Genomic DNA, 25,888 nt, shown 5'->3' with positions numbered 1-25,888 from the left:
AATACTTCCTTAATTGTATAGTACATAACTAATTTTTTCGCAAAAATCCATTATATTTATTTAGTTACCTCATATCCCCATCCATAATGATAAAAAAGATCTGGAATAATTTACAGGAATTTGAAACAAGAGATCTAGTTGAAAGATATATTGGAAAAACTTATGACAGAAAAGCCTCTGCAAGGCAAATTATAGAGATAACATCCAACTTCATTCAAGGAAAAGAATACTTTAGAAATGCTGCTGACGCTAATATTTCAGTTAAGCCATTATTATTGTATTATGGCGTTTCTGCACTTAGTAGAGGATTAATTCTCGCATGCTCACCTCATATTTCCGAATCTTCATTGAAGCCATCACATGGCTTGTCAACAAATAACTGGCAGGAGGTCCTATCAAGAAAAGATTTTCAATCTTTATCCGTTTCAATAACTCAAGGGACATTCAACGATCTCTTAGTAAATACAAAGAATAAATCTAATTTTAGGCATAATACAAATGCAATAAACTGGAACGTTGACTTTCCGATTCCTCCAATTGGTACTATAATAAATTTTGCTCAATTAGTGCAAACAATTCCCGATTTAAAAGAACAATATGAGAGATGGACGGAGAGGAGATTACCTTTCCTGAGATTACAGCAGTTTATGCATCACGGAGAATCTCATTATGAATACACCATTTATAAGAAAAAGATCAACGAAGAAGACATTGCGGATATTTTCAGTAAAGAACAATTTGGTGATTACTCCATCTCAGAAGAAAAATCTTATCTCAAACTGATAGTTGCCGGCAACAAGGTACCTCAGTTTAGCCAGAGCTTTGCAGATCCCTTTAATACGGGCATGGGAGATGTTGTTATTACTAGGCAAGTGAATCCAGGAACAAATTTAAGCCTACTGGGTCAGTACTATAGCCTATCCTTTTTCCTTGGAATGCTTTGCAGGTACTTCCCCTCAATATGGATTTCACTGAGTAGAACAGAAAAAGGAGATGCAATATTCCCACTTCTCACGAGAATAATGGATGACATCGAAACTATCTATCCTTCTATTGTTCTAGATTTTTTAAGAGCGAACGCGGAAAAACCCATAAAGGAATAGCTCCCAGGATTTAAGTCACTCGTCATAAAGCAGAATAACTATGATTTATCTTGATTGGAATGTTTTTAATCAACTTGAAAAAATCTCCGAATTACCTGATGACGTCGCTCTTGTGTATAAGAAAATGCTACAGATAATACAAGAAAACAAAATAAGCACTCCTTATTCCAATGCTCATATTAGCGATCTGTATAGAGGATATGTCAAAAATCCCATTTATACACCAGCGCACCTTCGTCACATAACAGATATGACAAAAAATTTGTGCATAGTACAATACTGGGGCGAGCCTAAAATACGAATTCATTACCGACAACCATCGGAATTCCTCGAATCAACAGCTGAGGAATTTGAAAATACAGCAGCCACTTTTTCCAGTTTATTTAATAGTATAGATGACCCATTAATGCAAGGTGTCTTTGGAATGCAAAGGACGATGATGAGATTTCAGTCTATAGACGAAAGTTTCCGAACAATTTATTCAGTTAATCCGATTTTCAGCATTATTTTCCCAAGGACAAAGGTCGAAATGAATCAATTAGCTCTCTGCGAAGATCTTTACGACTTTGCTCGTAAAATAAAGACCGACTACGCTTTATATAAAAATTACCGAAAATTTCTTACTGAATGTCAGCAAAAATTCCCCTCATATAAGAATCTCTATCAAGTTATGCATAATAAAATAATCGGCACCCCCAAAAGCATAGCATGGGATGACATATGGGATTTAGCAACTCCTGACTTTAAACCAAGTTCTAATGTATTCTATGACAAAATCATCCACCTATTTACAACAACAGACTTGAAAGGTTATAATCAAGACGAGAGATTTGCAAATCTGCTTGATGATGCACTACATTGTTTTTACGCCGCACATTGCGAATGTTTTGTCACTTTGGATTTGCGTTGTGCGAACAAGGCCAAATTAGTTTACAATAAACTGAAGATCCCTGCGAAGGTAGTAACGCCTCTTGAGTATATATCTATGATGGGTATGTAATTTTCTTGCAAAAGTTATCGCAAAATGCGAAAAAAGAGTCAACCCGTCTCCTGTAAGGGAAAGAATGACGATCACGAATGGATATTAGGTACACAGAAAGGGCATATCACTTCTATGGAATAAAACTTAGAAAGTGTACGCCCCATATTTAATAAATGTCTAAAACCTTACAGGTTTACCCTCAATTAAAAATGTTTAGCCTTTAGCATTCAGTCATCTTAGGAAAAGAAGCGAAAGAGGAACATGCTGATTTTGTGCATCAACGGATAAAGTGTTGCCGTATAAAATCGACTAATCCGAATATACAGCGAAAAAATTCTAAATCTCATCCTGTCGTTTCATATTTACCATATCCTCTGTATTCTTTATGTTTAAACAATCATCATCAATTATCACATTTTAGCCAATGCTACCAGTGCTTTATTTTGAGGGTAGGCTCAAATCCAATATACCGTTTCAGCTCATCCCTCATTATTTCGTGTAGGTGATCTTCATTTCCTTCTGTGGTAGCAATGCAATCATGAATCGTTATAATGGGCACTCCTGGCTTTTTCTTGATGAACCGTTTAGATATAACCTTTAGCACCAACCAGCTCTCAATACTATGAAACAGCCAAGCTGCATGTGCATTGTCTATCATTTTCAAACAATGGAACAACCAATAAACAGAGGGGAATTCTTGCTGGAAAATTTTAGAAGGATTGATTACCCAATCATCCGACTTGACGTTAATACGGTTATTTTTACAATTCACCACTATTAATAGCTCCCTTTTCACCTCTCTCCTATCTCGGTATTTTGGATGACATTCGCTAGAAAATAAATGCCGCATATAGTCATAAAATTGGCCTCCTGAAACAAGGTCAAAATACAGCCTCATATCCTTAAACACTCTACTGTATTCGGATTCCATTGATTTCCCGACCATAATAGAATAAGTAGAGATATAACTGTAAATAGAATCAGTATTACATGGATAATCAGAACACATAGATGCCTCATCAAAAATTCTGTATACTTCAGGACACACATTTTTGAACGTGAAATCTACCTTGGACCCATCGGTATCCCAGAAATTTTCATTGAATAAACAGCCCCCAGTGGAGAACAAACAACTACTGATATCGACTTCCACAAATCGTTTTTGCTCCCAACTGAGAAAGGGACGTAACTCTTTATTCATCATCCCCACAGACGAATAGAATCTATCACCATGATCTGCTAGGGAGAAATGGTAGTCGCTATTCTTTATTCGGTGAATCAGAATTTGGTTTCTTTTATAAGCGCTGCTATCAGCCGTATACTTGTCATTCAACCATCCATATGCTCCCGCTTCATTGATTTTAAGCTTAGGACTTTTCAGGAATTGGGTGAGGTAGCCATACTTCTGATTAGCCCTCTTATATTTTTCACTTCGGAAAGAATAATTATCCAGTTTCTTTATCAGACGGGGATCTCTTATCTCCTCCTCGACCAGTGGCTTATCTCCATAGGGGGTGGAAATGCAATATCCAAACGGATTCACACCAGCTAGATATGCACTTCTGGTAATAACTCCGCAATCTCGCAGATACTTAGTGTAGGCTTCGTAGTTGTGAACTACTGGTTGAAGCTCTTTTGCGTTGATGTATGCAACGACATCTCAATACGGATTGTCAAAATTAACAAATGACCGAGCAGTTATCTGATGAAGAATGAATTTTAAATGATCTGCGTTGAAGCCTTTTATTTTTGGTGGATAATCTATAAGAAGCTGATCAGTACTGTGTTGTAGGAGAAGTGTTTTAGCCAAGATATATGCACGTTACGAGCATATTGAGAGTATAAATCATGCATTTAAATTTAATGCAGAGTTACGACAATAAAATGACAATTCCAAATAAAATGTCATGCATATACTGTAACTGTGAATCTACTTTTGATTCTTAAATTATCATTTTAGAGCCTTGATGATTTTTGAACAAAATCTGAACATTGTGCGTAATTTTCGCTCCCTAAATCTGTATCAAATGAATGTCATAAATCGATTGCTATTATTAGTGTTACTCATGCTATTGCATCATGTTGCTTATCCGCAGTATTTTTTGAATCTTACTGAATCCGGAGTTAGAGAAGAGGTGAAAACGGCTTTTGGTAAAGGAATTGAGATGAAACAAGCCGTCAGGGCAGGCAATACTTACACGCTAACCTGGAATACGCAAGATTATGAGTGGAGCATACTTTTTAATGAGAGAAGAATATCCAAAGTTTTAATAGTATTTCCTAAAACACAAGAATCCCTGAATATATACGTTCAGAATTTAAACAAAACTTGCGTGCCTATATCCAATACTGACTGGAAGTCATATATCAGGGATCGGGTATACAAAGTCGAAATGAGATACATTGCTGAAGTTTCGGAATTGTCTTTCTTCACCTTTACAAGGCTTGAATAGCTGGGGAACAAAATAGGCGGTGACTAGTTATATCGTCAGTTGTAAAGTGTATTTTCTTGCGTAGAGATATCGTAGTCATAGAGTCTCTTCTCCACTGCCCTTGCTGTACAAGCATACTTCTGTGCAATTGATCTGATTCTACTAAAATACTCCTCACACTCGTGAAGTTTAAAATTCACCCCATTGGGATTAGTTGTAACTAATTTCAATCGATGCAATTGCCGCCAAGCCCTGATATCAATTATAGGAAAACGCTTTTTGTCATAGAACATTAAAATTGTCGATGCAGCAGGGTACCCAACTCCGTATAATGAAGTCAATATATGTATTTTCAACCTATCATTATTTGTCGAAAAAGAAAGTGCCGTAGTTAATCTTGTATTGTAGTCTGTATTTCGTTGATAATGATTCAATGGTCTATCACTTTTTAGCCTCAAAATACTAATCAACTGGCTTTTTGTTAAATACCCTATTTTTTTTATATCCGCCAACTCATTAAAAAGTACCTCTACGTGTTCAAACTCAGTATAGGGAATTCGACGCATTATTTGATTCAATGTCATATTATCAACTTGAGATAATAAAGAAGAATGTACCTAAATATAGCAATTATTTATTAATGTACTAATGATCCTCGGACCACGCCCCACATAGTATAAGCGGATACTACGTCCTTCTTCCTTGCAACCCCCGCCTTACTCTGAGCTTCCGACTTACCCCCCGGGTATTTTGACCTCACGCTAATTAATTCACACAAAAAACTACTTCAATGGTTACCATCACAAATTACCATGTGCGCAAAAGCACTACTGGAAAGACATTTATCACGCTGGAAATTCAAGGCGGTATTGAAATGATTCAAAGTCAGCAAACAGGTAAGTTCTACGCCACCGCAAAGAAGTGCAGTATTCCTTCAACTTTTGACGAATCCACCGCTAAAATGATAGTAGGTACCCAAATGCCAGGTACAATAGAACGTGTAGAGTGCAGCCCTTATGATTATACTGTACAACAGACAGGGGAAGTTATAAGCCTTGCACATACCTATTTGTATCAACCTGAATCAACTCTTTCTATTAAAACAGGAGTATCACAGCTACAGGAAAGTTGATGGTGTAAGATTCGCGATTTAACGGGCAAGGTGAATTTCATCTTGCCTTTTTTTATTCCCTGAAAACAAACCGCTAAAAATGGAACTAAGACAAGCACAGAGAAATAAAGCCAAAATAAAGATGGCTTTAGCAGGTCCGGCAGGATCAGGTAAAACAAAGAGCAGCCTGTTTATTGCTTATGGTCTATGTGGTGACTGGAATAAGGTAGCCATAATTGACACAGAGAACAATTCAGCAGATTTATATGCTCATTTAGGCCTTATCAGGTATTAACATTATCACCTCCGTTTACTCCTGAGAAATACATCAATGCTATTGTAATCTGCCAGCAGAAGGGAATGGAGGTTACTATCATCGACTCAATTACACATGAATGGGAGTATATTCTTGAATTGCATGGTAACATGGCTGGTAATAGCTATACCAATTGGCATAAAGTAAACCCCGCTCATAATTCCTTTGTGCAGGCCATCCTTCAATCCCCTATTCACATAATATCTACAATCAGAACTAAACAGGATTATATCCTTTCTGAAAAGAATGGAAAAATGGTTCCTGAAAAAGTAGGTATGAAAGCCATTACCAGAGATGGAATGGACTATGAATTTACGCTGGTATTTGATCTGGATATGAAAAATCAGGCTACATCAAGTAAAGACAGAACGGGGCTGTTTATGAATAATCCGCCAGTGAGAATCACCCCTGCAATAGGTGTGCAAATACTGGATTGGTGTAATCTGGGAGCGATTGAACAAAACAACTCTCTTCCTGATTTCACAGGGGTTATTAATAACTGTAAGTCCATTGATGAGCTACTTGACCTCTACATGAAAAGGCCAGAATATCAGCAATCGCATCTACAGGAATTTACTGCTCAAAGGCAGCGGTTAAGCAATCAAACACAATTAAACAGGCACTAAAATTTCTTTATCATGGAACTAGTACGTGAATACCTGACTATTGAGTCAGATGAAAATGAATCTATTTCAGACAGTAAACCCTTTATTGAAGCTAACACAGTACCAGCTAGTTTGCAGGAAATTAAAGAATCACATATTATTCCTGTTTTTACCAAGGACAATGAGCAGGTTATCAGTCATGCAAATTTTATTGAAACCACTGTAAAAGTGGCAAATGAACTATTCAGCAATGAATTGATTTTAAAGCCCTGTATCAGGTTATCGCATCCAATCAAAGGAAGAGTTCCATCAGCCAGAGATAAGCCCGTAAATCATCTATTAGAGCATGAAAAGACCCTGTATTATGAAAGGATGGCTTTTGTAATCGAGATACCATCTATCTGTGAATTCATTGATGGTAACCGACTTTCTTTAGCCATTGGGGGCGTTAAGGCTTACAACCTGGATAATCTATCTGCCAGAAAAGGGACGGATGAACATTTTAAAGTGTTTATAGGCTTCCAGAACAAGGTATGTACGAATCTTTGTGTATGGAGCGATGGCTATGTAGGTGACCTCAAGGTGAAGAATCAGCATCAGCTGTATACTGCTATTTACAATCTGTTCAACAGTTACCAGTCTGTTAATCACCTATCCATCATGAAGGATTTAGCTAATTACTTTTTGACTGAACAACAGTTTGCAAAGTTGATAGGGAAAGCCAGAATGTATAGCCATCTACCAGCAGAAATCAAATTACAGATACCGCCATTACTTTTCGGAGACAGCCAAATCGGAGCGGTTGTAAAGGATTATTGTAAGGATGATAGTTTCTGCCGGATGAACAATGGAAGTATTAATTTATGGAGACTGTATAATCTCCTCACAGGGGCCAATAAAAGCACCTATATCGACAATTTCTTAGATAGATCAGTTAATGCTTTCCAGTTTGTAAATCAGATCAAAGCTGGTTTGGATAGTGGAGAAAGCAACTGGTTCTTGAATTGATTTAGCAACCACTGGGAAAGAAGCCGGGTCGGTTGGCTAATCCAATCTTTCTTTCGAGGATCGGCATATTGATGGGGTGGTTTTTCCAGACCGCCCATATTTATTTTGCCATCAAACTATTATACATGCGGTTAGAAAGCAGCATACTCGTAATTAATAAACAAGGGTATATTCGGCGGGTATATTGCCCCTTTGGTGTTTTAACGATAACACAGATAGGAAATATACCTCCGCTTACCAAAATGATGGTGCAGGAAGTACACGGGACTATTCAAGACCTGTTAATATACATCATCAACGGTAAGCCATTTGCCCACAGACATTTTCACATTTTAATCCAGTTCTGAATCAGGTAACGAAAATCCTCTGTGAAGGATATTATACGCAAAATCATTTTTTTATGGAGCATAATCCAATTGTCAAATATCAGGAATTTATAAATAAAGCCATCCTGATAGATCAAACGCCTTTACTCACTGACTTGCTGGATAGGAATATATTGGACCAACAAGGTCAGATATTTAACCAACTTGAATACAAGGGAAAATTATCAGATGGGGATTTTTGGGGTACAGACGAAATCGTTAAAAAAAGAATCGAAGAAGCTACCCAAGCCATTGATGACCTTACCACCGAGATAGAAAACAACTCTATTGTAGACTGTAGAAGAATAGGAAAGGCAATGGAAGATCAAGTGGCTGATCTGCGAAAACTAAAGGAGATGAAAGCCAGAAAGAGAAGCATTTATCAATGGCTTTTAATCCCTCATTGGTTAGGTACTGAGTTAATAAGCATGGGCGAGGTGGTATTTAGAGCCTATGGCTGTAGCTGGTATGGCGTTACCTCCCTTCTTGAACATCATTGCAGCAAAGATGCTGTCTTGCTGGAACTAATTGAGGAAATAGATAAATCTGATAACATTTTAAACTGAAACAAATGACAAGTAAACTACCAGTAAATATGCTGCTGGACATTCATACCGCTTTTTCTAAACTACCCGTCAAATTTAGGGAGATGGTATCTGAGGAATGCAGCTTTAGTACACCTACGTTTTACAGAAAAATGAGATGCAGGGATAAACCTGATCCTAACAGCAAAGGAAAAATTATACCAGCGCTGAGTAATGCAGAGAAAGAAGCCATTCATAGGATGGCTGAGATAGCGGTTGCTGAAATTAACGCCTTTATGGATAATTTGTCCATTAAATAGCTTTCCTCCATAGGGGCTATTCTACTATTAAACAATTATTATTCACTTTGGGCCACATTCTGGTTCCGTTACTGCATTAGGAGATAAAGGCTCGAAGAGAAAAAAGGGGAAAACCCTCTACAGTAAATAGTTTTAAAGAACTTAGACTATTTATAAACTATCGTTCGGGACGAAGAGGCCGCTGGTTCGAATCCAGTCATCCCGACAAAATGATCAAAAAGTAATAAATGTGATCAAATACGATCGCTTATGAAAGACGGACGGGACCAAATGTCCCAGTTTCTTCAGATCCAGAAGGAAGTGGCCCAGTCATATCCACAATACCTATTGCTGAACATTTTTAATTGTAATAGCTACTACTTAATCTGACAGTACAGGTTTTTTTATATGGTTAAGTAGTAGCTATCACACATATAGCGATGCGGATAAAAAAGATCATCGCCCGGGAGCAAAGAGGTGGCAATCGAGCTTCGTACGGCGGACACTTCTTAAAATCATTAAGTGCCTGCTTAACATCAGAATACGGGAAAGATTGAGCGTTGCCGCTTTTTGAGCGCCCGGCCCTTGGCTACGGCAAAGACGGCGTGCAACAAAACGATTACCTAAACATCTGCTCCGCGCCACTTTTGATATAAAACTCTTTATAATTTTTTATGTTAAGGATGTCGTTTACGGCTTTGTTTTTATCGGTGCTTTTGTCGTAGTAAGCTTTACAGATCTGATATCCCACCCAATATCCCAGGTCGGCAGGTTTGTCTGGAGTTTCCTGATCGGAATTAGCTATCCAGTTGCGGGACCTGTTCAAATACATTTCCTTCTGGAAATCTGCCCAGATCTGCTTTTCTTTGCCTTTAGCCCAAACAAACAGGCGTTCATTAGCCGTGTGACCTGATATCAGCTCCCCAATAAAATCGGCCATACCTTCGATGAGCGCCCCGGCAAGAAGGGTGGTGTCGCCCCCACGTCCGGCCTGGTTAAAATGAATGAGCTCATGTGCTATCAGGTGTGGTAAAGCCTCCAGGTCTGCGAAGTTATTCTGCTGCCATAAGTTCAGTTCTTTAACAGGAACTTCTGCAGTCCGGGCGGATTGGTCCACGCCAATTAATAAGCCAGCGTCAGTACTGGTTCCGCCTGAGTTAAATGCGCCTATCACGAAGTAAATATCAGGAAACTGAGCTTTGCTGTAAATTTGTTTGAACTTGACAAAGCTTTGGATCATTCGGGGTTTTTGCTGATCAACGGCAAAAGTATTTTTACGTACAGCAGCGTAAAACTGAGGCTTGGTGTTTACGGATTTTACAAAATTCTTCAGGTTTTTGACTTTATAACCCAGATAATCCTCAAGTCCATTTGAAGCGGGTTCCACATAGTATTTCTTATAAAGATCAAGGGCGTGAGCCGTATCTTTCTTAGCCAGCTCGTATGCCTTCCAAAAGTTCTTTACATCGCTGGTGATCAGTTTAGCCTTATAAGGATCTGTTGTGCTGTTCTTAACTGTCTTTATGCTATTGAGAAGTTCCGACCAGCCCGGCAAGGAATGCAAAGATTCAAGATCAGTGTCCTTTTTTATTTGATCGGCATTTTTATAACCGCCATTAACCGCACTCGTGAGTAAAACCAGGGCACTATCTTTTTGACCGTTTAAGGCATAACAACATGCTGCGTTATAGTAATTACTTGATTTCAGGACCATAAAATCGACGTTCTCCGTCGCTTTTAAGTAATACTTACCGGCTTCTTTGAAATTTTTGGCTTTATAAAGACTATCGGCTATTTCCTCAGGTTTCACCTGGGCAATTGTTGCAGTGCCGGTTAGCAGAAAAAGAATTAAAAGTTGTTTGAATTTAAACATATAAAAAGGAAGATTTTTATATAAAGGATAACGATAGTTCAGATAATGAAAGCCGTGTAATTCACAAATTATCAATGGCGATGTTTACATCAAACTTAATTAAAAATTCACATAATAACAGGACACTTTTTTTCGTGAGATTTGTATACAGTCGCAGGTCCAACGCACACACGGGAGCCATAAATGCTCCTGATAAATAAAATAAAGATGGCTGGTTATGTGGTGTCAAAAAAGGCAACCTCACAAGCAGCAGGTGTGCTCACCGGTTATCGCTCCTCAGGCGGAGTTGCCTGAAACAGTTCTTTCCTGGTGTAGTTTAATATTCAGGAAGAAATAACCGCGCGATAATGTTTTTTTTGCGGGGACTAACGGGGATGAATATATTTTTTCAGGAAGATGCCTGTTTGTGAAGACTTGTCTTTAATGAGATCAGCGGGTGTGCCTTCAAAGATCACTTTACCTCCCTGGCGGCCGGCGCCGGGACCCATGTCAACAATCCAGTCCGCCTGGCTGATCACGTCCAGGTTATGCTCAATAGCTATTACGGTGCTGCCGTTGTCGACCAACCGGTTCAAGAGTCCTGTTAAATTAGCCGCATCCGACAAATGGAGCCCGGTGGTGGGTTCATCCAAAATATAAATATTGCCGGTATTTTCCAGCTCGGCAGCCAGTTTGATCCGCTGCCTTTCGCCGCCGGAGAGGGAGTCCAGTGGCTGCCCCAGGGTGAGGTAGTCCAGCCCTACTTCGTGTAAACGATGCAACACGCGCACAACCTCTTCTTCTGTAAAAAACTGTATCGCTTCCTCTACATTCAGCTTCAATACTTCATCAATATTTTTGCCACGCAGCGTATAGCCCAGCACGTTATCTGTAAAACGTTTGCCCTGGCATACTTCGCAGGTGGTTACCACGGCATCCATAAAGGCCAGGTCGAGGGAGGTTACGCCGAGTCCTTTACACGCCGGGCATGCGCCCTCTCCGTTAAAAGTGAACAGGCCGGCGCTTACTTTATTGGCCCGGGCAAACAGCTGCCGGATAATATCTGATATCCCGGTGTAGGTGGCCGGGTTCGATCGCACAGATCCCGCCAATGCGTGCTGGTTGATACAAACAATGCCTGGGTACAAGCGGGGCAGCACACCGTTGATCAGGCTGCTTTTTCCCGATCCGGCTACGCCGGTAACCACCGTTAACACGCCTTTGGGAATATCTACGCTTACCTTTTGCAGGTTATGTAATGTGGCATTGCGTACACGCAAGCTGCCGGTAGCAGTTCTCACCTTTTCCCGGAGCTGTGGTTGTTTGCGGAGGGCCGTACCCGTTAATGTACCCGATTTCAGCAAACCTTTTACCGTGCCTTCAAATACTATTTGCCCGCCATGCTTTCCGGCTCCCGGCCCCATATCTATGATATGGTCGCCGATGCTGATTACATCGGGATCATGTTCCACTATCAATACGGTATTTCCTTTATCGCGCAAACCCTTCATCAGCAAATTGAGCTGATGCACGTCACGCGCATGAAGACCAGTGCTGGGTTCATCAAAGATGTACATCATATCACACAAACTGCTGCCAAGGTGCCGCACCATTTTTACCCGTTGGGATTCGCCGCCGGAAAGTGTGGAGGTTTCACGGTTCAGGCTCAGATATCCCAACCCGATACCATCCAGGTGTGAAAGTCTTTCGATGATGGCGGCCACCATAGTAGCCGCCTGCGGTTCTTTGATGCGCGCTATTTCTTTTATAAGATCGCTTACCTGCAGTGCCGCATTTTCCGCAATGTTCTTTCCATGAATCTTACAACTGAGTATTTTGGCGTTGAGGCGGGCTCCCTTGCATTCCGGGCAGGGGCCTTTGGTTACCACCCGCCGCAGCGGCTGTTGCCACGACTTCTGGCTATCTTCCGGTTCTTTAGCCAGGAACCTTTTGGTGAACCGTGGCATTACGCCTTCATACTTCGCAGAAGGCCACCATCCCGGCGCAGGGTGTTTGGGTTTAATTTCTTCCTGGTATAAAAGTAATTGCCATTCTTCTTCAGAATAGTCTTTCAGCTTTTTATCGTTGTCAAAAAATCCCGACATCACAAAGCGTTTCCACAAAGCTGTTCCCGGTGCAAAAGAAGGAAACAGGATAGCGCCTTCGTTCAGGGATTTGCTGCGGTCGAACAATTTTTCCACGTCAATGGTTGTTGTGGTACCGATACCGTCACACACCGGGCACATGCCTTCCGGGTGATTGAAAGAAAAAACATTAGAATAGCCCACAAAAGGTTTTCCTATCCTGGAGTACAATAAACGGAGCAACGAATAAATATCAGTAATGGTGCCAACGGTAGAGCGGGCATTTCCCCTGATCTGTTTCTGGTCAACAATAATGGCAGGGCTCAGGTTCTGCATCAGGTCGGCATCCGGCTGACCATAGTGCGGCAGGCGATGCCGGATAAAGCTGCTGAAGGTTTCATTCAGCTGCCGTTGTGCTTCTGCAGCAATGGTATCGAATACCAGTGACGATTTTCCTGAACCGGAAACACCAGTGAGCACAGTGATCTTTTTCTTGGGTATATCTACATTGATATTCCGGAGATTGTTTTCGCGGGCGCCTTTAATGATGATCATGTCTTTATTACGTGGTTGCATAAGCACAAATTATGACGAGGTACACAACAAGAATGCCGCCACTTTCTATCTCTGATGCAATTGGGAAGGAACATATTTCATTAAACCATAACCTTGAGCCGGCAACTTTTTTGTGAACAAGAAAATGTGATGTGACCCAAATGACTATCCGCTGATTTCCGGCACCATCCTCAATTGTTGCTTTATTTGGAACTGTGCCGCAATTCTTTGACACATTCTCTAAGGCAGTGTCTACTCAAGTTTAAATTCCTGCATTGAGATTTTGTAACAGGGGCTATTTTTTCCTTTTTAAAATAGGTTTGGCGTACTATTGGGCTAAATAAATTTATTAAAAGCCCCTATAAAAACAAACGATTTTCTAGAAAAAAAAGCAGGTCAAGACCATTTGCCGCCTGCTTAGCTATTGTATCCCGGGCAAGCGAAACGCCCCCCGGGCTGGAAGGCGTCAAGCAGACCTATAAATGAGCGTACGCCAGATCGGGGCGTCGACCTCCTTCAATCAAACTGTGATTCTATTTGTCCATGGGGAATGATCGCATCAAAATTTGCCATCAAGATTCATTAGCCGAACTTGACCAGGTCCTTAAATATCAGTTGACCCCAGCTATTTCCGCGCGCCTGCACAAGCAGTCCTCCTTCCGAAAGCCCTCCAAGTTTGATGGGTGAAAAACCGAGATTCTCAGCGAGCGCACCAATCTCCGCTACTGCGCCCTCATCGTCGCCCGCCAGGAACACAACTCTCCTGCCACCATGTACGGTGGGATCCTGATCAAGAATGGCAGCAATCAAATGGTTGAAGCCCTTAACGAGTTTTCCACCAGTGAATGCCTGGGCCACGAACCTGGAAGAAGGCTGTCCTCCAAGTTTCTCAGGGGGCACACCGTAGGCATTGGTCACATCAACGATGATCTTCCCCTGCCAGTTGGGCAGCGCCTTCGCGACATCCGGGTGCGACTCAAAACGGACAGCTAAAAAGATGACGTCCGCCTTCACAGCTTCCGCCAATGTTGTGGGAAGGATCTCCGGCCCGATCGCTGCCGCGGCGGCTGCAAAGCTTTCCGGGTTGCGCGTGGTTGCAACAGATACTTCGATGCCGTTGCGGGCAAACGCCTTGGCCAGGGCCTGGCCAATATTGCCGAAGCCGATAATTGCGTAGCTCGCCACTTCTTTTTTTAATTTACTCATTTTGAAAATTATTTATTGATACGGGTTGCAAACCCGCGTGGGTCAATTATTTAGATAAATAGCTAAGGCCACCATCAACAAGAAGTTCAGCACCAAGCATGAACGAAGAATCATCAGAAGCCAGGAAAACCGCTGTTTTACCAATGTCAGATGGCTGCCCGATTCGCCCTATCGGCATTACATCTGCCCAGTACTTTTTCACCGCTTCAAGTTGTTCTACCGGAACAAACCTGTCAAATACCGGTGTATCTGTTGTACCTGGTGATATTACATTTGCCCTGATCTTTCTAGCTAAAAGGTCATTTGAAAATCCTTTTGCAAAATGGATTACAGCGGCTTTCGCAGCACCATAAAGCGTAAAAGACGGATATGCCCGATGCGCCGCATTTGAGGCGATAAGAATAATCGAACCCCCATCATTCATATAGGGCAGTGCTTTATGAACAGTGAGGTAAACACTTTTCAGGTTTAAATCCATTGTCTTGTCATAGTCGGCTTCGCCGATATCTGCCACAGAACCAAATGTTGCCCCAGTAACGGCACCACCTGCATTGGCTACAATCACGTCTATTTTACCAAATTTTTCAGATGTTTCCTTAAAGACTCTTTCCAGGTCGGTAATGCTGGTTACATCAGCATTTATGGCTATAAAATTATCTCCAAGTTGAGCTACGGAACTATCTAAAGTTTCCTTATTTCTCCCAACAATAGCTCCTTTAGCACCTTCAATTTTAAATTCCCGGGCAATGCCAAATCCAATGCCACTATTACCACCTGTAATAACTGCTACTTTGTTCGTTAATCTGCTCATTATTTCCTTTTTTAAAGATTGAGCAACAAAGGTAGACCACCTAAGTTATCTAAAGTAACTTAGTACTGAAAAATAACAGTAACATCGGTGTAACTCAGTAACATTGTGTTGTAAAATAGATTCTACTCAAAGTCGTCACTTCAGTTAAAACAAAGCGCATTCCGGTTGAATTTAACACCATCCGGCGGCTGACGTTTGCATAAAACTGAGTAATAATGCCCTGCTCAATATCTCTCCCAAATACTTAAGCAGCTTGTTACGTATGCATACAGGGCAAAACACACAGCATTACATCCATGAAAGCTGATAGAAAGGGCCAAAGAAAGAATCTCCACCACCGACCTGTCCATAAGCGAAATCGCTTATGAACTGGGATTTGAACATTTGCAATCTTTTAGCAGGTTGTTTAAAGCCCAAACACAACTATCTCCCCTTGCATTCAGACAGTCTTTCAAAAACTAACCGGCTACCAAAATGATTACGGTCTCCCCCAAATTGGACTTTTCAATACAACAACTTTGGGCTTTTGAAGAAAACTGCCGCGCATATTAATGGCGAGTTTTGTAGTATCATTTAAAAGAAAGATAAAATCATGTCAAAGACTGTTTTGAAGAATAAGAAGGCGTTCATTATTACGGGTCCGACCTCCGGTATTGGTCGCCTTACGGCACTTGAGCTTGCAAAGTATGGTACCGTGGTATTGATGGGCCGGGACCTTAAAAAGCTGGAACAAATGCAGCGGCTTATTAAAGAAAAGGGGCAGGATGCGGTCCCTGTCGTTTGCGATCTGTCTGATATTATTAGTGTCCGGCGTGCTGCTGCAGCAATCATCTCGCTCGATATCCCGATTACCGGGCTACTTAATAACGCAGGTATCATGCAAATGCGTGCCACAAGGAGTGCGCAGGATTGGGACACGACCTTCGCTACGAACCACCTGGGGCCATTTGCGTTGACCGAGGAACTTATACCATATCTGCCTGATGGCGCAAATATCGCTTTTGTTGCCTCCGGAGTAGAGGATCCCGGGCGGAAACCTGCGAACGCCGCCGGCTTCCGCGGTGGCCGCTTTATTTCTGTAGAGGCGGGCGCCCGCGGTGAATGGGAGCCCGGCGGCTCTAAAATGCCGGGGGCAGACGCATACGCAACATCTAAGCAATGTATCCTTGCCGCGGCCCTGGCTCTATCCCGTGAAACGCCACGGTTGCACATCAATGCCATCGAACCGGGCTTCATTCCGAACACGGGACTAGGCAGGGACGCCAATGGCTTCCTTCGTTTTATAGGAAATTATTTGCTCCCGCTGGTCGCTCCATATATTAAATACTGGAGCACCCCAAAGCGGGCGGCACGCCTGGAGACAGCAGTTCTAACCAGCGAGTCTGGTAAAACAGGCATTTATTACGACGAAAAAGGACTGCCCATGCTCGGCTCCATGTTGGTGCAGGATCCAAAATTTCAGGAGCTCGTTGTTGCGGAAACGCGCGCCCTATTGTCAAGGGTTTAATTATTATTGTTAAGATAAGTATGATTAACTTAGGGAGATCAAGATGAAAGCTTCTGTCAACAAAACGACTCTCGTTGGTCCTGCAATAGCAAGGGAACAATTCATTGGCGAGCATCTCTTTTTCTATGTTGTGAAAGGGTGTGTGAACGGTTATTACGGCGATAAAAATTACACCTTGAAGTCGGGCGAATATGGCATTGCCCGTAAAAACCGCTTGGGCAGGCAGACCGCTACCAAAAAGCAGTATGTGATTGAGAAAATCATTTTTGTTTTCGATGAACCGTTCTTAAAACAATTCCAGGACAAACACCGGATAAATGCCGTAAAGTTCCGATCTGCTGAAAACTTTATACGCCCGGCAAGCAATGAGCTGATTCCTGCGTTTATTCGATCTTTAACTCCTTACTACAATAGTCGTGGAGAAATGGACAAAGCATTTTTTGATGTAAAGCGGGAAGAACTGCTCCTAATACTGTTGCAACTGCAGCCAGAATTATCGGGACTATTCTTTGATTACGGTATTCCCGGGAAAATAGATCTCGAAGAATTTATGAACCGAAATTACAAATTCAATGTAAGTGTTGCCCGGTTCGCCTACTTAACCGGGCGTAGCTTATCTGCCTTCAAGCGGGATTTCAAAGCGATCTTTAACGACACGCCTAATCGCTGGTTAGTGCAAAAACGTTTGGGCGAAGCCCGTTTTCTCCTGGAAAAAGAGGCTGCAAAACCCTCCGACATTTATCTTGAGTTAGGCTTTGAAGCATTGTCGCACTTTTCTTTTGCATTTAAGAAACATTTTGGAATTGCACCATCGGAGTTTGCAAAAAGGAACCATGTAAGTCCAACAGGCTTACATGTGAAGGTTACTTAGTTGTCTATATTAGCGGATTTGAAAAACCTGATTGGTAGAAGGCATATCTATGTTATTTCTGCAACTCCAACAAGCGCGATTTAATTTCATTTGATGCAGGATTCAATTCGCTGGCCTTTTTGTACGAAGCGATAGCGTTCTGCTTTTCTCCTTTCAAAGCATATGCTGCGCCCAAAGCCGCAAAGGCTTTTGAAGAAGACGGATAGTTAATTGTATTCATCTCCAGTAGCTTAATGCCATTATTCAGGGTTGCCGGATTTTTTACTATCCATTGTGCCCAGCCATTGACATATGCTTCGTCAGGCAAAATCGGATAACCAAACTTTTGTGATAATTCTTTATAGTGTCTCATAATGATCTCGGGATTGATCTCCTCATCACTTACCGCAGGTAGTGGCCACTGGTGATAGATAAACCGAAGTCCATCATAATATGATTTGATAGTAACGGTCATATGACTCTCAACCGGATAGCTCATATATTCAAAATCCAATCCTTTGATGTTCCGCTTTTTGAGCAGGGAATCAAACTTTAAAACATCGGTATGAAATGTTGATCCAGGTGAAGAACCTTCATTGCCATCACTAAAAAAAAGTGTTTTCGATAAAGTTGATCCTGTTTTCATTTTTTTATCCGCGAGCTTCAGCAGGAATTTCTGATCCCACCAGAAGGATGGGCTCACGGCAATGTATGCGTCAAACATATCCGGATAATTAAGGAGGCAATTGATGGCTGTCAGCGCCCCGAATGAGTGTCCCGCAAAAATGCGGTAAGGTTGAGTTTTGTAATTTGAATCGATATAAGGTATAAGTTCTTTCTGAATGAATTGAAAAAGATGCTCATTCCCTCCGCTGTTCCTATACGGGGAATTAGCAGTGGTATCCGGTTTTCCATAATAATCAATATTGCTGTGAGATGGAGTGAGGTCACGGTTACGGTCTGTATTTGTTATTCCTACAATAATCAGTGGCGGAATAACATACACATCCTGCCGGCTGAGGTATTTAGAATATTCTACCATTTGGGTAAAATGATTGTCGGCATCCAGTATATAGACTACCGGATATTTTTTCTCCCGATTGTCAGCATCCTTTGGTGTGTATATCATTATCTTTCGATCTTCTTTAAGGATGCCGGAATGTATCGTCACCACTTCTCCCTGACCGGACTTAATTGGTTCTACCGTTTGGGCAATTGCCTTAAATGAAAAAAATAACGGTATAATAAAAAATAGGAAACCGGATTTCATATAATTTGGAATGTAAGTTAATTGTAAATATGACGCTTTTCCTGAAATAATCATTGTAAATGAATAGCTTTATGTCTCATTCAACAGGCCATATTAATTTATCCCAATGCAGGACAGCTCCTTCCCTTCCTTAAAAAGCAATGCGCGAATTGCTGGTTTTCTTTATTTGGTAGTTATTGCCGCCGGGCTGTTCGCACAGGTGTTTGTCCGCCAGGCATTAGCTGTTCCCAATGATGCAATGGCAACGGCCAGGAACATACAATCCCATGAGTTATTTTATCGTTTGGGCTTTTTCGCCGACCTGCTAAACTTTATTTGCGGGTTGCCGGTGATATTATTCTTTTACCTTTTATTTAGCCCGATCTACAAAGGGAGCACCATCCTTGCGATCTTTTTTGTGATCATCTCAAATGCAATATTTGCGATGAATATTTTATACCAGTTATATCCATTGATAATTCTGGGCGGTAAAGAGTACCCGGGTATTTTTCAACCTGATCAATTAGCAGCGTGATCTGCCATGGCCCTGGACTTTCAATCACAAGGATATGCCATCGGGCTGGTGTTTTTTGGATTTTACTGCATCATAATCGGTTGGCTTATCTTTAAATCATGGCATATCCCAAAGGTATTGGGCATATTGTATGCCGTTGCGGGGTTATGTTATATCCTTAACAGCTTTATAATGTTCCTTTCACGCGGCTTTGCTAATCCCTTGTTCCCTTATATTCTGTTCCCATCCTTCATTGGAGAGGCTGCGGTTTGTTTATGGCTTATTTTTGCAGGGATAAAAGAAAATAAGGTCAGTTAGCCTACTCCATTAAGCCTGATTTTTAGTCATAGCAAATAAATTTTTACTTTCTCAACATTTGTGAAGGCTTTTTCATTTTTGTCTTTTCATCTTTGCATCAATAACAACAATAAAATTTTAAAAAATGAAACAGGTATTTATCAATCTTGCGGTAAAAGACATTCAAAAATCACTGGAGTTTTATACCCAACTTGGGTTTGTAATCAACCCCCAGTTTTCCGACGACCAGGCAAAATGCATGGTGTGGAGCGATGCAATTTTCGTTATGATTATGAGCCATGAAAGGTTCCAGACATTTACGAAAAAACCAATAGCTGACACAAAAAGCAATATTGCAGGCCTATTTGCCTTATCAGTTGAAAGTGTTGATAAAATGAATGAAGTTGTTGCGCATGGATTAAAAGCGGGAGGAACAGAGCCAACGCCTATGATAGATTACGGGTTTATGCAACTACGGCGAATAGAGGACCTTGATGGACACACCTGGGAAATATTTTTTATGGACCCCACCAAAACGCCCAACCAGGATTAACCACTTAAACATGAGGTTGGACAAAAATCATGAACGCTTAGGAGAATACACGATACTTACCAAAAAACAAGGCGCTTGCTAAAAAGGAGCGCCTTGCTTTTGCAAGATAAAATCGATATTCTAAAAAAACATTTTGGCAAGTAAATACTTGCATTTATATTTGCAAGCACATACTTGCATTTATGAAAGTCAGGAGAGATGTTTATCAGGCCATCGCCGATCCCACCAGGAGGGAAATCATTAACCTCATTGCAGCACAGTCGTACAACGTAAACGCCATCGCAGAAAAGTTTGATATGACCAGGCAGGCCATATCCCTGCACGTGAAAATACTGGAAGAATGTGGGCTGCTGGTTATCAAACAAAGCGGAAGAGAAAGATTCTGCGAGGTACAGCTGGATCAACTTGATGAGGTAGTAACCTGGATAGATCAATCCAGGAAATTATGGACCAGGAGGTTTGAAAAATTAGATAAATACTTACAACAACAAAAATCCAAAGGTAAATGAAGACCAATAAAGAAGATCTTTTTATTACACATCTGTTTAATGCACCGCGCGAACTTGTTTTTGAGGCGTGGACAGATCCCGGACATCTGCAACACTGGTATGCACCAGACGGATGTACCATAGTATTTAAGTCGATAGATGTTAAAGTTGGTGGTACATTTCATTCTGTTATTCACGATCCTGTGCATGGAGAGTGCTGGATCACAGGAGTATACCAGGAAATAACTTTTCCGGAAAAACTCGTTTTCACAATGGAGCTGAGTAATGAGCAAGGCACGCTACTCAGCGCAGCCGACGCCGGAAAGTCAAAAGACTGGCCAGCGGTAACTATTACCACGGTGACCTTCGAGTCGTCCGGCGGGCAAACAAAACTTACCCTGCATCAAACTGTTGCAGAAGCAGAAGCCAGGAAAACCGGCGCCTACCAAAGCTGGTTCAGCATGTTTGACCGTTTGAATGCGCTATTATCAACCGGTAAATAATATCAAAATGATGCACTGCTTAAAGTCTGCCTGGCTGTTTCTTATAATATGTCTGCTCAGCAGCTTCATTTATGTTTCAAAATCAAACCACGTGAGTAAAAATAAAGAAACGGTTACCAAATACATGGAAGCTTTCAACCAGCAAGACCATGCTAAAATACTTGCCTGCTTAACCGACGATATAACCTGGGTGCTTCCCGGCGTTTATCTGCACAAAGGGAAAGCTGCTTTTGATAAGGAAATTGAAAACGAAGGGTTTACAGGCAAGCCCGTTATCAACGTATCCAGGATGACAGAAGAGGAAGATGTAGTCATCGCAGAAGGTACCGTTCAAGCCAAAACGAAAAATGGAATTATTGTCAACCTTGTATTTTGTGATGTTTTTGAAATGGAAAACGGGTTGATAAAAAAGCTGACGAGCTACCTGATGACCATAACCGATAAAAAATAATTTCAGGGACCCGGGCCCGGTTTCCCTGGCACCCGATTTCCAAATACAAAGGATAGCAGAAAATTTTAGTTCCATAATAATATGATGCAATTAGTCCGCCAGATAAACCAGGTAACGGAACCGCTCATTACAGCAGCAGGCGTTGTTTATAAAAACAGCGATAATGCTATTATCCGGATAGACAACCATCTTTCAGTTACCAAAAGTGAACCAGATACAGCGCCTTTTGTGCTTGCAGCAATGGTGAACCGGGAAGTGATCATCCGGACAAAGGACAAGATCATTGCCTGGGATACAGATAGCAACGTCAAAAAGGAATATCCATTCAATTATACAGGCAGCCTGCAGATCAAGCTGCTGTATGATGATAACATGATCATCCGCAATAAAACGGCTGACGGCTGGAAGCTGAGCAAATATAATTTCCGGGATTCCAACCTTATCTGGGAAGCTGATGGCGCCTATACCCACCTTTTTACCGGCAACGGAGATCAGTTGGTGGCTACGCATACTGAGAAAAAGCAGTTGCTCTCCTGTTTGAGCGCAACAAACGGTCACCTTCTGTGGGAAGTAAACATAAATGAACTGGGGCTGCCTGCAGGTAGTTATGAGATCATCGGACGTCCGCAGTTGGAAGGAGGACAAATATACGCGGGCGTCACCAACGGCCAAACAGACTATTTACTTTGCCTCGATACCAGTAACGGCCAGTTATGCTGGCAGGCGCAAGGTGCAGGTATGAGATTCCAGGCTACGGATCAGACTATACTGTGTTTTGTGAATACGGAAATATGGCAGGTCAATGCCTCGGACGGCACACGCCTTCATAGCGCGGACCTGTCATCGCGCATTAAGTCTGCAGGTATCGATCCTTATTCCAACGTAATATTCAGGAATAATAAAATGTACCTGGCAGGTATCCTGGACACCATTATCAGTGAATGGAATATACAAACCGGCGACCTGTTATGGCATTACCGGATACACGATAGCAATAAAACAGGCCGCAGAGGTATGATGATCCCTGCAGCCGAAGATGTATTTTATGTATTTGATAACCGCATGTATGTGCTGGATTCAGAACAGACCTTACATGTATTTGAAAAAGCGTAAAAGTACCTACATCACACTTGATAATTAAGCACCCAAAATATTCTGGATTCTATTAAATTCTCACGAAATTAGTGCATTCACTATTTTAATTGACAAGCATAGATAAATCCCAATCAACGATCTGGCCAACCATACCTCAAGAATAACGCGCATTTTCCCTAATATGTGGCAAAGGCCGGATTATCATTCCCTTAATCCGCTTCGTGGCTATAATCGCCAACTGCTCTATGAAGGACTCCATCAGATGAAGATGGATACACTGCCCGGCAAAATATACTCCTACTCCAACATGGCAGTGGCGTTGCTCGGTACCATTTTAGAGGACACTTACAAACAGGATTATTTTACAATCTTATCCAATACCATTCTTATGCCTTTGCAGATGAAAGATACCCGCATCGACATAGCATCACTATCGGCCGGCCGCATCGCCTGGCCCCATAATGAGCTGCGACAAGTGGTGCCCTTATGGGATATTTCTAAACTCCCTGCTATGGGCGCGCTACGGTCCTCTACGGCCGACATGGTTAAATTTATCAACGCCAACAACCATGAGATAAGCCCGGCGATAGCGCTGTCGCACAGCGTAACATTTGGCACCGAAAAGGAAGGTATGGGCCTCAATTGGTTTATCCATAGTTCGCCTCAAGGATATAAAATTCTTGAACACAGCGGAGGAACCGGTGGCTCACGCAGCTCGCTGGAATGTTTTCCCCGGCTTAACGCCGGTTTCGTAATACTTACCAACAGCCTTGCAAATCGTAACAACCTCGAAAAAGAACTGGCAGCTATTGTGGCTTCGCAGCCAATCTGAACTTCATGAAGTACCGGTGAAAGCCAATCGGGCGCATTTCGTGATGCATGAAAAATTTTCAATCCCGCCTGAAAACATGTAGCGTTCCCTGATCATCAGTAATGAATAAATTACCGTTGCAACGCATCGTCAGAAAGCTCCATATTTCAGAATTATCTGCTAAGGAAAAAGTGCTCAAATGCGAAACAGGGAGATGATTACCGGCATTTTTACGTGGAAACGGATTACTCTGTTTTATTCCGTCGTCTCTCAAAAAAATCGCTCTTTTCGCCAATGGCTGTTTTGAGACAGTTCATAATTTCCTCGTGAAAGTCCGTGCCTGCCGCGTTAAGAGGATCAATAGCCTTTACCAGCAAAGTGCGCAGTTCAAAAAGCTGCTCCCGGTTATACTTCTTTGAAGCCTTTACCAATTCCAGCTTCATCAGCTCTTCCTGCTGATTTTGTTTGGGGTTAAATATTTCGTTGATATGGCTGCATTGGTGGCAAATACCATTCTTGTTGATTAACGCACACCGGTGCTCAAAAATATTTGTCATCGTATTCCTCGCATCGTTCAACAGGTGTTTGATGACCCCTTCGGTTTTGCCAAGAATAAGGCAGATTTCCTTTACCTGAAAATCGTAAATGTCCTTTAAGATCAGCGCCACCTGGTTTTCTATGGGCAAGGTTTTTGAAATACAGGTGAAACAATAGTCTATATGTTCTTTCATTTCATAAGCCCCTGCAGGTGACGTATCATGCGTCATCCAAAAAACCTCCCGGATCTCCTCCGAACTGATGGCCAGATCTGCCGCCCGGTCCTGGGCATCAGCCTGCCATCTTTTTAATTTCCGTAAGTGATCGTAGGCGAGGTTGGTGGCTATTCTGAATACCCAGGTTTTTAGCGATGATCTGCGGTTAAACGTTCCGATTTTAGTAAACGCCCTGACAAAGGTATCATGGGTCAGGTCATCTACGTCGTTCCGGTCGGTAACTAAACGGTACAGGTAGGATTTCAATTGATTTTGAAATCCGGCAAACAGTGCCTGGAAGGCATTGATATCGCCGGCTATTGCCGACAGAAGAAGCTCCTCTTTTTCCATTAATATAATTAATCAATAACGAGATAGTTGCGGCCCCGCCAAAGGGCCACAACTACTAATGTACCACAAAAAGGATACTATAAAATGTTCAGCTTGCCGCAATCCACATCTACAATATGACTGTTAAAGGCTACCCCCGTTTCAGAGGCCAGGAAGGCGGCCGTTTCACCCACTTGTTTCAAGGTCGGACTTGTTTTTAATATGTCCAGGGACTTGTATTGCGCTACCAGCTGTTCCACGGGCATTCCATATTGTTGTGCCGCAGCATTTATCCACCCGGAGATCCGCCTGGTTTCCATCAGGGCGCCGGGACAAATACACATTACTTTTATACCATCTCCTCCCCATTCGGCAGCCATCACCCGCGTCAATCCTTCAATGGCGGCACTGGCGGCCGTAATACCCGCCACATTAGAAAGCTTGGACCGGGACAATGCAGCCGTAAGTAGTAAGATAGTCCCTTCGGACCGGCTTTGCATCATATACCTGGCTGCTACCCTTGAAGTGAGGAATTGTGAACCGCAAATCTTCTCCATAGGAGCCATAAATTGAGCAAAGGTGGCCTCCGTTGTTGGTGGACGCCCACCCATCTCGTCATAGTTTGCCCCGATACCATTGAAGACAACATCCAATTTACCGTTGTCTGCGACGACTTTTTTTAAGAAGTTGTCTATTCCAGCCTCATCCAAGGCATCCACTCTGGCGGCTTCCGCACTTCCACCATTCGCTTTGATTTCCTGTGCCAGTGTTTTTACAGCATCGAGATTCCGGGCAGTGACATACACTTTTGCGCCGTGCCGGGAAAATGATCGCGCCACTGCTCCCGCAATCTCACCGGATGCCGCAAATACTACGGCAACTTTGTCTTTTAGATTTTGCATTTTGTTTCAATTTATCTTTTGACGGTTAACCCGGCTAAATGATCGGGATTTTTCAAAAAAATAAATTACACTTCCTATTTTATTGGATATAAGTAATTTTTATATTTTTTTAAATAAAATATTTAGCAACGGAGATTTGCACAACCATCTTAACCAATCATTAGATACAAACAAAATAGACGGGAGTCATCGTCAACCGTCCTGACACCATCCTGCCAGTGGAGAACCGGCGGGCTGGTGTCAGGCAAACGAATCATTTTTGCCTGCTGATCTTCGATTACATACCGCTTATCAAAATGAATACCGCGCGCCTACCTGCATTTGCCACCTCGA

The 25,888-nt window shown here is 42.0% G+C and carries 25 protein-coding genes and 2 pseudogenes; 19 read left to right on the top strand and 8 right to left on the bottom strand.

Annotated elements, in window-relative coordinates; translation table 11 throughout:
- Positions 1–86: 86 nt before the first annotated feature.
- Positions 87–1,103, top strand: coding sequence for a YaaC family protein (locus tag QFZ51_RS13600; RefSeq protein ID WP_429046514.1), 1,017 nt, complete (start codon positions 87–89; stop codon positions 1,101–1,103).
- A gap of 40 nt (positions 1,104–1,143) precedes the next feature.
- Positions 1,144–2,103 (top strand): hypothetical protein, encoded by a 960-nt coding sequence (locus tag QFZ51_RS13595; RefSeq protein WP_429046513.1) that lies wholly within the window; start codon positions 1,144–1,146, stop codon positions 2,101–2,103.
- 409 nt (positions 2,104–2,512) lie between these two features.
- On the opposite strand, the gene QFZ51_RS13590 is transcribed toward QFZ51_RS13595, so the two are convergent.
- Positions 2,513–3,628 (bottom strand): hypothetical protein, encoded by a 1,116-nt coding sequence (locus QFZ51_RS13590; RefSeq protein WP_429046511.1) that lies wholly within the window; start codon positions 3,626–3,628, stop codon positions 2,513–2,515.
- A gap of 484 nt (positions 3,629–4,112) precedes the next feature.
- Between QFZ51_RS13590 and QFZ51_RS13585 the strand changes: the two genes are divergently transcribed.
- The 7 genes from QFZ51_RS13585 (at position 4,113) to QFZ51_RS13555 (ending at position 8,766) form a co-directional block, all read left to right on the top strand.
- Positions 4,113–4,538, top strand: coding sequence for a hypothetical protein (locus QFZ51_RS13585; protein ID WP_429046510.1), 426 nt, complete (start codon positions 4,113–4,115; stop codon positions 4,536–4,538).
- A gap of 769 nt (positions 4,539–5,307) precedes the next feature.
- Positions 5,308–5,649 carry a hypothetical protein gene (locus tag QFZ51_RS13580; protein ID WP_429046509.1) on the top strand — a complete coding sequence of 114 codons (342 nt, stop codon included), beginning with the start codon at positions 5,308–5,310 and terminating at the stop codon, positions 5,647–5,649.
- 79 nt (positions 5,650–5,728) lie between these two features.
- Positions 5,729–5,923, top strand: coding sequence for a hypothetical protein (locus QFZ51_RS13575; RefSeq protein WP_429046507.1), 195 nt, complete (start codon positions 5,729–5,731; stop codon positions 5,921–5,923).
- Positions 5,924–5,988: 65 nt separating this feature from the next.
- Positions 5,989–6,570, top strand: coding sequence for an AAA family ATPase (locus tag QFZ51_RS13570; protein ID WP_429046506.1), 582 nt, complete (start codon positions 5,989–5,991; stop codon positions 6,568–6,570).
- Positions 6,571–6,582: 12 nt separating this feature from the next.
- Positions 6,583–7,557 carry a DUF3871 family protein gene (locus QFZ51_RS13565; RefSeq protein WP_429046505.1) on the top strand — a complete coding sequence of 325 codons (975 nt, stop codon included), beginning with the start codon at positions 6,583–6,585 and terminating at the stop codon, positions 7,555–7,557.
- Between the two features lie 400 nt (positions 7,558–7,957).
- On the top strand, positions 7,958–8,488 hold the full coding sequence (locus QFZ51_RS13560; protein WP_429046503.1) for a hypothetical protein: 531 nt from the start codon (positions 7,958–7,960) through the stop codon (positions 8,486–8,488).
- Positions 8,489–8,493: 5 nt separating this feature from the next.
- Complete coding sequence (locus QFZ51_RS13555) at positions 8,494–8,766, top strand: hypothetical protein (protein ID WP_429046501.1); 273 nt, start codon at positions 8,494–8,496, stop codon at positions 8,764–8,766.
- Positions 8,767–9,364: 598 nt separating this feature from the next.
- Here QFZ51_RS13555 and QFZ51_RS13550 read toward each other — a convergent pair.
- From QFZ51_RS13550 to QFZ51_RS13535, 4 genes are all read right to left on the bottom strand, one after another.
- Positions 9,365–10,618: a TPR end-of-group domain-containing protein gene (locus tag QFZ51_RS13550; protein WP_429046500.1), complete on the bottom strand. Its 1,254-nt coding sequence runs from the start codon at positions 10,616–10,618 to the stop codon at positions 9,365–9,367.
- Positions 10,619–10,983: 365 nt separating this feature from the next.
- Positions 10,984–13,257 (bottom strand): ATP-binding cassette domain-containing protein, encoded by a 2,274-nt coding sequence (locus QFZ51_RS13545; RefSeq protein ID WP_429046499.1) that lies wholly within the window; start codon positions 13,255–13,257, stop codon positions 10,984–10,986.
- 561 nt (positions 13,258–13,818) lie between these two features.
- Positions 13,819–14,442 (bottom strand): NADPH-dependent F420 reductase, encoded by a 624-nt coding sequence (locus tag QFZ51_RS13540; protein WP_429046498.1) that lies wholly within the window; start codon positions 14,440–14,442, stop codon positions 13,819–13,821.
- Positions 14,443–14,488: 46 nt separating this feature from the next.
- Entirely contained in the window at positions 14,489–15,253 is a 765-nt protein-coding gene (locus QFZ51_RS13535; protein WP_429046497.1) for an SDR family NAD(P)-dependent oxidoreductase, read from the bottom strand.
- A gap of 223 nt (positions 15,254–15,476) precedes the next feature.
- Between QFZ51_RS13535 and QFZ51_RS13530 the strand changes: the two are divergent.
- The 3 genes and pseudogenes from QFZ51_RS13530 to QFZ51_RS13520 all read left to right on the top strand — a co-directional run.
- Positions 15,477–15,715, top strand: a pseudogene (locus QFZ51_RS13530) (helix-turn-helix domain-containing protein); the annotation flags it as partial.
- Positions 15,716–15,845: 130 nt separating this feature from the next.
- Positions 15,846–16,760, top strand: a complete 915-nt coding sequence (locus tag QFZ51_RS13525) for an SDR family NAD(P)-dependent oxidoreductase (protein WP_429046496.1) — start codon at positions 15,846–15,848, stop codon at positions 16,758–16,760.
- A 43-nt stretch (positions 16,761–16,803) separates the two neighbouring features.
- Positions 16,804–17,631, top strand: coding sequence for a helix-turn-helix domain-containing protein (locus QFZ51_RS13520; RefSeq protein WP_429046495.1), 828 nt, complete (start codon positions 16,804–16,806; stop codon positions 17,629–17,631).
- Positions 17,632–17,683: 52 nt separating this feature from the next.
- Here the strand turns inward: QFZ51_RS13520 and QFZ51_RS13515 are convergent, their stop codons facing one another.
- Positions 17,684–18,880, bottom strand: coding sequence for an alpha/beta hydrolase (locus tag QFZ51_RS13515; RefSeq protein ID WP_429046493.1), 1,197 nt, complete (start codon positions 18,878–18,880; stop codon positions 17,684–17,686).
- Between the two features lie 106 nt (positions 18,881–18,986).
- On the opposite strand from QFZ51_RS13515, the pseudogene QFZ51_RS13510 reads away from it, so the two are divergent.
- The 7 genes and pseudogenes from QFZ51_RS13510 (at position 18,987) to QFZ51_RS13480 (ending at position 23,592) form a co-directional block, all read left to right on the top strand.
- Positions 18,987–19,691: pseudogene (locus tag QFZ51_RS13510) on the top strand (DUF4386 domain-containing protein).
- Positions 19,692–19,815: 124 nt separating this feature from the next.
- The gene (locus tag QFZ51_RS13505; RefSeq protein ID WP_429046492.1) at positions 19,816–20,223 is read left to right on the top strand and encodes a VOC family protein; all 408 of its coding nucleotides are present in this window, start codon (positions 19,816–19,818) and stop codon (positions 20,221–20,223) included.
- Positions 20,224–20,405: 182 nt separating this feature from the next.
- Positions 20,406–20,732: an ArsR/SmtB family transcription factor gene (locus QFZ51_RS13500; RefSeq protein ID WP_429046490.1), complete on the top strand. Its 327-nt coding sequence runs from the start codon at positions 20,406–20,408 to the stop codon at positions 20,730–20,732.
- A complete protein-coding gene (locus QFZ51_RS13495; protein WP_429046489.1) occupies positions 20,729–21,214 on the top strand; it encodes an SRPBCC domain-containing protein in 486 nt (161 codons plus the stop codon). The genes QFZ51_RS13500 and QFZ51_RS13495 overlap by 4 nt, the downstream gene beginning before the upstream one ends.
- A gap of 91 nt (positions 21,215–21,305) precedes the next feature.
- Positions 21,306–21,665, top strand: a complete 360-nt coding sequence (locus tag QFZ51_RS13490) for a nuclear transport factor 2 family protein (protein WP_429046487.1) — start codon at positions 21,306–21,308, stop codon at positions 21,663–21,665.
- Between the two features lie 81 nt (positions 21,666–21,746).
- Positions 21,747–22,778, top strand: coding sequence for a PQQ-binding-like beta-propeller repeat protein (locus QFZ51_RS13485; protein WP_429046486.1), 1,032 nt, complete (start codon positions 21,747–21,749; stop codon positions 22,776–22,778).
- Between the two features lie 106 nt (positions 22,779–22,884).
- Entirely contained in the window at positions 22,885–23,592 is a 708-nt protein-coding gene (locus QFZ51_RS13480; protein ID WP_429051583.1) for a serine hydrolase domain-containing protein, read from the top strand.
- Positions 23,593–23,816: 224 nt separating this feature from the next.
- On the opposite strand, the gene QFZ51_RS13475 is transcribed toward QFZ51_RS13480, so the two are convergent.
- Together QFZ51_RS13475 and QFZ51_RS13470 are read right to left on the bottom strand one after the other, a co-directional pair.
- Positions 23,817–24,674, bottom strand: coding sequence for an RNA polymerase sigma factor (locus QFZ51_RS13475; RefSeq protein WP_429046485.1), 858 nt, complete (start codon positions 24,672–24,674; stop codon positions 23,817–23,819).
- 77 nt (positions 24,675–24,751) lie between these two features.
- Positions 24,752–25,555 (bottom strand): SDR family NAD(P)-dependent oxidoreductase, encoded by an 804-nt coding sequence (locus tag QFZ51_RS13470; protein WP_429046483.1) that lies wholly within the window; start codon positions 25,553–25,555, stop codon positions 24,752–24,754.
- Between the last annotated feature and the right edge of the window lie 333 nt (positions 25,556–25,888).

Source organism: Chitinophaga sp. W3I9 (assembly GCF_050434025.1).
Taxonomy (GTDB): domain Bacteria; phylum Bacteroidota; class Bacteroidia; order Chitinophagales; family Chitinophagaceae; genus Chitinophaga.
Note: the sequence above shows the minus strand (reverse complement) of the source record. Positions and strands in the feature narration are given on the sequence as shown.

Excerpts from the sequence above, each read along its gene's own strand:
- QFZ51_RS13600 (WP_429046514.1), top strand. The coding sequence starts at position 87 with ATGATAAAAAAGATCTGGAATAATTTACAGGAATTTGAAACAAGAGAT.
- QFZ51_RS13595 (WP_429046513.1), top strand. The coding sequence starts at position 1,144 with ATGATTTATCTTGATTGGAATGTTTTTAATCAACTTGAAAAAATCTCC.
- QFZ51_RS13585 (WP_429046510.1), top strand. The coding sequence starts at position 4,113 with ATGAATGTCATAAATCGATTGCTATTATTAGTGTTACTCATGCTATTG.
- QFZ51_RS13580 (WP_429046509.1), top strand. The coding sequence starts at position 5,308 with ATGGTTACCATCACAAATTACCATGTGCGCAAAAGCACTACTGGAAAG.
- QFZ51_RS13575 (WP_429046507.1), top strand. The coding sequence starts at position 5,729 with ATGGAACTAAGACAAGCACAGAGAAATAAAGCCAAAATAAAGATGGCT.
- QFZ51_RS13570 (WP_429046506.1), top strand. The coding sequence starts at position 5,989 with ATGGAGGTTACTATCATCGACTCAATTACACATGAATGGGAGTATATT.
- QFZ51_RS13565 (WP_429046505.1), top strand. The coding sequence starts at position 6,583 with ATGGAACTAGTACGTGAATACCTGACTATTGAGTCAGATGAAAATGAA.
- QFZ51_RS13560 (WP_429046503.1), top strand. The coding sequence starts at position 7,958 with ATGGAGCATAATCCAATTGTCAAATATCAGGAATTTATAAATAAAGCC.
- QFZ51_RS13555 (WP_429046501.1), top strand. The coding sequence starts at position 8,494 with ATGACAAGTAAACTACCAGTAAATATGCTGCTGGACATTCATACCGCT.
- QFZ51_RS13550 (WP_429046500.1), bottom strand. The coding sequence starts at position 10,618 with ATGTTTAAATTCAAACAACTTTTAATTCTTTTTCTGCTAACCGGCACT.
- QFZ51_RS13545 (WP_429046499.1), bottom strand. The coding sequence starts at position 13,257 with ATGCAACCACGTAATAAAGACATGATCATCATTAAAGGCGCCCGCGAA.
- QFZ51_RS13540 (WP_429046498.1), bottom strand. The coding sequence starts at position 14,442 with ATGAGTAAATTAAAAAAAGAAGTGGCGAGCTACGCAATTATCGGCTTC.
- QFZ51_RS13535 (WP_429046497.1), bottom strand. The coding sequence starts at position 15,253 with ATGAGCAGATTAACGAACAAAGTAGCAGTTATTACAGGTGGTAATAGT.
- QFZ51_RS13525 (WP_429046496.1), top strand. The coding sequence starts at position 15,846 with ATGTCAAAGACTGTTTTGAAGAATAAGAAGGCGTTCATTATTACGGGT.
- QFZ51_RS13520 (WP_429046495.1), top strand. The coding sequence starts at position 16,804 with ATGAAAGCTTCTGTCAACAAAACGACTCTCGTTGGTCCTGCAATAGCA.
- QFZ51_RS13515 (WP_429046493.1), bottom strand. The coding sequence starts at position 18,880 with ATGAAATCCGGTTTCCTATTTTTTATTATACCGTTATTTTTTTCATTT.
- QFZ51_RS13505 (WP_429046492.1), top strand. The coding sequence starts at position 19,816 with ATGAAACAGGTATTTATCAATCTTGCGGTAAAAGACATTCAAAAATCA.
- QFZ51_RS13500 (WP_429046490.1), top strand. The coding sequence starts at position 20,406 with ATGAAAGTCAGGAGAGATGTTTATCAGGCCATCGCCGATCCCACCAGG.
- QFZ51_RS13495 (WP_429046489.1), top strand. The coding sequence starts at position 20,729 with ATGAAGACCAATAAAGAAGATCTTTTTATTACACATCTGTTTAATGCA.
- QFZ51_RS13485 (WP_429046486.1), top strand. The coding sequence starts at position 21,747 with ATGATGCAATTAGTCCGCCAGATAAACCAGGTAACGGAACCGCTCATT.
- QFZ51_RS13475 (WP_429046485.1), bottom strand. The coding sequence starts at position 24,674 with ATGGAAAAAGAGGAGCTTCTTCTGTCGGCAATAGCCGGCGATATCAAT.
- QFZ51_RS13470 (WP_429046483.1), bottom strand. The coding sequence starts at position 25,555 with ATGCAAAATCTAAAAGACAAAGTTGCCGTAGTATTTGCGGCATCCGGT.